Annotated in this window: 2 protein-coding genes; both read left to right on the top strand. The window is 48.1% G+C overall.

What is annotated here, in order from left to right; all coding sequences use genetic code 11:
* Positions 1–643 precede the first annotated feature (643 nt).
* The gene (locus EKM87_RS12185; RefSeq protein ID WP_125685010.1) at positions 644–3,355 is read left to right on the top strand and encodes a glycoside hydrolase family 65 protein; all 2,712 of its coding nucleotides are present in this window, start codon (positions 644–646) and stop codon (positions 3,353–3,355) included.
* A 12-nt stretch (positions 3,356–3,367) separates the two neighbouring features.
* A complete protein-coding gene (gene pgmB / locus EKM87_RS12190; RefSeq protein ID WP_125685012.1) occupies positions 3,368–4,039 on the top strand; it encodes a beta-phosphoglucomutase in 672 nt (223 codons plus the stop codon).
* Positions 4,040–4,295: the final 256 nt, after the last annotated feature.

Genomic DNA, 4,295 nt, shown 5'->3' on the forward strand with positions numbered 1-4,295 from the left:
GGGACATATTGTCATTCTCACTTTCAATTGGTTTTGGTCGACTATGTTGATGTGGGGCAGTGTGCCCCTTTTATTATACAAAAAAATGGTGTCGATAGATTTCTCTATCAACACCAAATATCATAGAACCGAAAAACCACCGATACTAAGAATAACGAAGCGCCTGAGCCCATAACTGGCGGCCTCTCGGCTTACACAGTATCCCTCAGGTCACTAACGATCCTCCTGGAATGAATAGTATGGTAATTATACTAAAACACAATCACTGCCAGGCAGCGTAGCGCGACCACTTTAGTCATCTTGCAGCTGCGTCATACCGGGTTGAAGCCAATAATTATTTTTCAACCTTTAACCAATTAACTTAAACTTATCCATTTCGGAGTCTGAGACATAATCGTTTCAGGCTCTTTTTGTGTCAAATGCTTTCAATTGATTACGCTATGCCACGTTTGTACACCTAGTAAGGTCACTTCACCCTCCTAGGACAAAATACTGCAATCGGTTGCAATAGCGCCGTTTAGCCGTTTATAAGTAAAATTATTTTTAACAAATTGAAGAGGATTAATTGCTTATTGTCTGGCGGTAGCCTAAGATAAATAGTGAAGAATACGCTAACATTTAGCAGAAAGGATGACGAATTAACTTGAAAATCATTACATTACACGTCTTAGATGACTCCTTAGAAGTCAGTTACCAACCAGCTGATCGGTCCGGACAACGTCAATTTATCATTGCCTATAATGCCGAACAAACCATCGGTGAGAACCTCGAAAATTTACGTCTCAAACTCGCTGGCTTGGATGTGGACGCTGCCATCGTTGACAACGCCCTCAGTTATCCATTTTCAGACACGGTCGTCGGCATCAACCACCAACGGATCGACATTGGCTTGGCCATCACGAACATGCTGAACATCCCCGTCGTTAGCAATCAGGCCATCGCAGAACACGGTCTGACCCAGGCTTTAGCCACCAAGCGCGACTATCTCAGTTGGCATCTCGACTATTACGGTCAATATACTGGCAAACGCAACTACGGTCAGGAAGCCATGCTGACAGTTGGCAACGGTTTCTTCGGCCTCCGTGGTGCCTATACGGAAGCTCATGCCGATGCAAACAACTATCCGGGCATGTACACAGCCGGACTCTACGATCAACTGACGACCAATCTCAACGGTCGTCAGGTTAAAAATGAAGACTTGGTTAATTTACCAAACGCGCAAGCCCTCTCATTTGGTGTCGACCATCAAAATCCTTTTCAAATCAAAGCGGCCGACATTCAGGACATCTATCGAAGCCTGGACTTGCATACCGGCACCCTAACGACCACCATGTTGGTCCAGCTCTCAACCGGTCACGCTCTGAGGATTCGAACATCTAAACTGGCCAACTTCAAGGATTGGCACCGTCTCGCAATTAAATACGAGATTACGCCCCTCAACTTCGCAGGTACCTTACAGGTCTACTCTGCCATTGATGGTGGCGTCGTTAACGGTAACGTTGAACGGTACAACGCCTTTGACCAACACCACGTTCAGGTCACCGGTACCAGCCAACAACCGGACCGGATTTTTCTGGAAGGTGAAACGCGGTCTTCACAAGTTCACTTTACCATTGGTTCGCACCTTAGTGGACCCGGCGATGCTTTAGCTGCTCCAGCCAATTCGCCCGTAGATGGCCAACAGGTTCGACAAATGCGCTCCGTTAATGTCGAACCACAACACACGTATACCTTTGAAAAAAACGTTGTGCTCTTCACCAATCGTGAAACCACTGGTGACCTGCTGGAAACAGCGACGACAGACCTGCAGGCTGCGTCCTACGACGACACGTTGCAGAGCAGTACCCATTATTGGGAACAACGTTGGGCGGATGCTGACATTCAGATCAAGGGCGATATTACGTCGCAAAAACTGACCCGCGTCAACCTCTACCACCTATTTTCCGCCGTTCAATCTATCCGCTCCGGTAAAATTGATGCTTCCATCAATGCCCGGGGACTAGATGGTGAAGCATACCGGGGTCACGTCTTCTGGGACGAAATGTTTGATCTCCCAGTCTTCACGCTACACGATCCCAAATTAGCACGGCAACTGCTCATGTACCGATACCGGCGTCTCCCCGCAGCGAAGAAGAACGCGCAAGCAGCCGGCTATGCTGGTGCCATGTATCCTTGGCAATCTGGTGAAGTTGGCGACGAACAGTCACAAGTTGTCCACCTGAATCCCCTCACAAATACCTGGGATCCGGACTATTCCTCATTGCAACGCCATGTTTCCTTAGCAATCGCGTACAACGTCATCATGTACACACGGATTTCTGGTGACTTGGACTTCATGGCGAAGTACGGTTTGGAAATGTTACAAGAGATTGCCCAATTCTGGTTGAGCAAAGTTACGCTTGACCAATCTGATCACCGCTACACTATTGACAAAGTCATGGGTCCCGATGAATTTCACGAAAATTATCCCAACTCAGATACAACTGGCTTGGCCAATAATGCCTACACTAACTTGATGGTAACTTGGCTGTTTAACCAGTTGAAACAAATTCGCCAGCAACTTTCAAAAGAGACGCTGACCGCAGTTGACCAAAAGACCGGCGTCACACCAGAACTTTTACAAAAACAGGCCGACGTGGCGCATCATCTTAAGTTGGACATCAATAGTGACGGCATTATCGGCCAATTTGAGGGCTACTTCAAGCTCCCTCGGCTCGACTTTGGTAAGTACCGGCAAAAATACGGCGATATCTCCCGAATGGACCGGATCCTAAAAGCTGAAGGGAAAACCCCCGACGCCTACCAGGTGGCCAAGCAAGCCGACGCCCTAATGGCGTTTTATAACTTGGATGCACCTCAGGTATTGTCCTTGTTGAAGCAATTGGGCTATGACTTACCGCAACAGGCACTATTGAATAACCTGCAATTCTACCTGGATCGCACCACTCACGGATCCACCCTTTCCCGTATCGTGTACGCAGCGTTGACCGCCATGGCTGGCAATATGGATCAATCATGGCGTTTCTTCTCACAAGCCCTGTTCTCTGACTACTACGATATTCAGGGTGGCACCACCGCCGAAGGCATTCACCTAGGCGTCATGGGCGCTGTCACACTAATGTCCACCCGATTCTACGCTGGTGTCGACTCGCTTGCTCCTGAGTTAACGATCAACCCACACTTGCCAGCAGCTTGGCAGAGTGTGCAATTCCACCAACTCTTACGAGGAACCCGATTCACCTTCAATATCGACCATCACCAAATTACCGTGACGGCCGATCACGCGGCCACCATCAAGGTTGGCACTGATTCTGTTTCACTTAAACCCGATGTTTCGCAAACTATTACCTATTAAGGAGTGTTTTACATGACAAAATTTGCTGATATTAAAGGATTCGTCTTCGACCTCGATGGTGTCATTACTGATACCTCAATCCTCCACGGAACTGCTTGGCATCAACTTGCCGACAGTCTCGGTGTTGCTTGGAGTAAAGAACTGGGCGACGGTCTTAAGGGCATTAGCCGGATGGATTCTTTGGAAATGATTTTAAAGGCTGGTGGCAAGGAAAACGACTACACCCAAGCTGAGAAAGAAAAATTAGCCGCTCAAAAGAACACCAATTACGTCGCTGAAGTTGATAAGATGACCCCTGCCAACATTTTGCCCGGCATGAAGGCCTTCCTCGATAGCTTGCGAGCCAAGGGTTACGACCTGTCATTGGCTTCCGCTTCAAAGAACGCCCCCCGTGTGTTAGGCAAGCTGCAATTGGCTGATTACTTCCCTAAGATCGTCGACCCCGCCACGCTGACACATGGTAAGCCAGATCCTGAAATCTACACCCGTGGTGCTGAACTGTTGAACCTCCCACCAGAACAGTGCATTGGTGTGGAAGACGCAGCTGCTGGCGTGGCTGCCATCAACGCGGCTGGTGAAGTCTCCTTGGGAATTGGTGATGCCAAGGAACTCGGTGCTGCAGACATGGTCTTTAGCGATACAGCTGAAGTTACTCTGGAAAACATTGCAAAGAAATTAGGCTAAGTCGCCCGTTTAGATTAACCACTTAGTCATTAAGGAGTTGAGATAATTTCTCAACTCCTTTTTAGTGTCCCTGGTACACTGACCTAAACTAACGACTCATTTGTTACTAACGAAATCTAGCGAAGATTTGTCACCCACTTTCGAACATCTTAAGGATTCTTTACTTATTCATCCCTCCGAATAAAAACCACCCGTTAAACGGGTGGTTTTCTCGAGGGCTATAAGCCCTGGGTACCGGCCAGCGTCTCAAGGCGCT

The sequence above is a fragment of the Levilactobacillus yonginensis genome (assembly GCF_003946265.1).
GTDB classification, from domain to species: domain Bacteria; phylum Bacillota; class Bacilli; order Lactobacillales; family Lactobacillaceae; genus Levilactobacillus; species Levilactobacillus yonginensis.